Source organism: Saliniramus sp. (assembly GCF_035311605.1).
Taxonomy (GTDB): Bacteria; Pseudomonadota; Alphaproteobacteria; order Rhizobiales; family Beijerinckiaceae; genus Saliniramus.
Genome location: NZ_DATGCW010000331.1, coordinates 1 through 2,322, shown reverse-complemented (window position 1 = coordinate 2,322; position 2,322 = coordinate 1). Strand labels below are relative to the sequence as shown.

The window sequence follows — 2,322 nt, the reverse complement described above, 5'->3', positions numbered from 1 at the left end:
GCAGACAATCTGCGCCAGCATATCCGCATCCTGCGCGCGTTCGGCCTCTCCCCGATCATCGGCCTCAACGATTTCACCGGCGACAGCGATGCCGAGCGTGCGGCGATCGAGAATATCTGCGCCGAGGAAGGCGTGCGTCTTGTCCTCGCTCGTCACTGGGCGGAAGGCGGCACCGGTGCGGCTGATCTCGCACAGGCCGTGCTCGACGCACTCGATGCGCCGCGTGAGCCGGTGCGGCTGATCTATCCCGATGATGCGCCGCTGTCGGAGAAGATCCGGGCGGTCGCGACCGGCCTCTATCAGGCCTCCGACATCGCCCTGTCCGACATGGCCGCGCGCAAACTCGGCGAATACGAGGCGCTCGGCTTCGGCCATCTGCCGGTCTGTATAGCCAAGACGCAATACAGTTTCTCCGCCGATGCCGCGCGCGGCTCGGACGTGGCTGGCCATATCCTGCCCGTGCGCGACGTGAAGCTTTCCGCCGGGGCCGGCTACGTCGTGGCTTTGTGCGGGGAGATCATGACCATGCCCGGCCTGCCGCGACAGCCGGCGGCACTCGGGATCGGGCTCGACGGGGACGGAGAGATCGTCGGGCTCTCATAGCGGCGCAATTGGTCGACATGGCCTGAAGCGAGCGAGGTGGATGATGAAGAACGCGATGCCTTCCCATGCCCGTGTCGTCGTCATCGGCGGAGGCGTCGTTGGCGTCTCCACGCTCTACCACCTCGCCCGCAAGGGCTGGTCCGATGTGGTGCTGATCGAGCGCAAGGAACTCACCTCCGGCTCGACCTGGCACGCGGCGGGCTTGTTGCCCCTGTTCAACATGAGCTACTCGGTCGGCCAGATCCACAAATACTCCGTCGCGCTCTATGGCGCTCTGGAGGCCGAGACCGGGCAGGATGTGGGGCTCGCGCGCGTTGGCAATATCCGCCTCGCCACCAGCCGCGACCGCATGGACGAGTATCGCCAATATGCCGGCGTGGCGCGATCCATCGGGGTCAATGTCGAATTCCTGAGCCCCGAGGAAGTGGCCGAAATCTGGCCCTTCGCGGTGCCAGACGGCCTCGTCGGCGCGATCCGCCATCCCGATGACGGCTATGTCCAGCCCGCCGACCTGACCCAGGCGCTCGCAACCGGCGCCCGGGCGCTCGGAGCTTCGATCCACCGCCACACCAGCGTGCTCTCGATCACGCAAAAACCCAATGACGAATGGGTCATCACCACCGACAAGGGCGAGATCACCTGCGAACACGTCGTCTGCGCCACCGGCAACTTCGCCCGCCAGACCGGGCGCATGGTCGGGATCGACATCCCGGTCATGCCGGTGGAGCATCAGTACATCGTGACCGAGCCCCATCCCGAGATCGTGGCGCGGCGCGCACAGGGGCTCGGCGAACTCGCCGTCCTGCGCGAATCCGACGGCTCCTGGTACATGCGCGAGGAGCGCGGCGGGCTGCTGCTCGGGCCCTACGAGGTCGGCGCGCCCGCCTGCTACCGCGACGGCCCGGGCTCGGACAGCGAATACGAATTGTTCCAGGAGGATCTCGACCGACTCGCGCCGCATATCGAAAGCGCCATCGCGCGTGTACCGATCTTCGGGGAGGTCGGCGTCAAGCAGGTCTATAACGGCGCCATCGCCTATACGCCGGACGGCAGCCCGATCATCGGGCCGGCCTGGGGCAAGCGCAATTTCTGGCTCAACGAGGGCCACAGCTTCGGCATCACCGCCGCCGGAGGGGCGGGCTGGCAGCTCGCCGAATGGATCGTCGAGGGCGAGCCGAGCATCGACATGCTCGGCGTCGATCCGCGCCGCTTCGGCGATTACGCGTCGAAAGCCTATCTCGCGGCAAAGAACGAGGAGGCTTACGCCAATGTCTTCACCATCCACTATCCCGACGAGGAGCGCCCGGCCGGGCGGCCCCTGCGCCAGGCCCCCTGCCACGACCGGATGAAGGCGCTCGGTGCCGTGTTCGGGCAGAAATTCGGCTGGGAACGGCCCAATTTCTTCGCGCCCCCCGGGACGCCGCAGCAGGATCACTGGTCCTTCCGCCGCTCGCGCTGGTTCGATGCGGTGGGGGCGGAATGCGCCAATGTCATGGAGAATGTCGGCCTGCTCGACATGACTCCCTTCGCCAAGGCGCGGCTCTCGGGGCCCGGCGCGCAGGCCTTCCTCGATCAACTTGTGGCGAACCGCCTGCCGGGCAAGACCGGACGCGTCAGTCTGTGCCATTCACTCTCGCCCGGTGGCGGCGTGCATTCGGAATTCACCATCCAGCGCGAAGCGGATGACAGCTTCTACCTCGTCTCGGCGGGGGGCTTCCA

Annotated in this window: 2 protein-coding genes; both read left to right on the top strand. The window is 66.8% G+C overall.

Features of this window, described 5'->3' with window-relative positions; translation table 11 throughout:
• Positions 1–603 (top strand): formate--tetrahydrofolate ligase (locus VKP01_RS14710; protein ID WP_324413577.1); only part of this gene is annotated, 603 nt, incomplete at its 5' end.
• A gap of 55 nt (positions 604–658) precedes the next feature.
• Positions 659–2,322 (top strand): FAD-dependent oxidoreductase (locus VKP01_RS14705; RefSeq protein WP_324413578.1); only part of this gene is annotated, 1,664 nt, incomplete at its 3' end.